The following is a 275-nucleotide window of genomic DNA, read 5'->3' as shown; positions in this document are numbered from 1 at the left end:
GTTCCATCCCGCTAGGGTCACGATGGGGGATTAGCTCAGCTGGGAGAGCACCTGCTTTGCAAGCAGGGGGTCGTCGGTTCGATCCCGTCATCCTCCACCATAAAGTTCAAACGTAAGTCAGCCAGGTTTGGTTGCGATTTAGGTTTGGTCTTTTAGAGATCAAGTGCTGTATGTTCTTTAACAATCTGGAAGAAGTAAGTAAAGATTATTTATTGATCGTTTTACTGTAAAAAGTGGAACGATGGGTAATGATTGTATGTATCAACAAACGCAAC

Annotated in this window: 1 tRNA gene; it reads left to right on the top strand. The window is 44.0% G+C overall.

The annotated features are described in order from the left end of the window. The first annotated feature begins 24 nt into the window (after nucleotides 1–24). Nucleotides 25–100, top strand: a tRNA-Ala gene (locus tag H3H39_RS27430). The last annotated feature ends 175 nt before the right edge of the window (nucleotides 101–275 follow it).

This window comes from Rugamonas apoptosis, from assembly GCF_014042355.1.
Lineage (GTDB): Bacteria > Pseudomonadota > Gammaproteobacteria > Burkholderiales > Burkholderiaceae_D > Rugamonas > Rugamonas apoptosis.
Note: the sequence above shows the minus strand (reverse complement) of the source record. Positions and strands in the feature narration are given on the sequence as shown.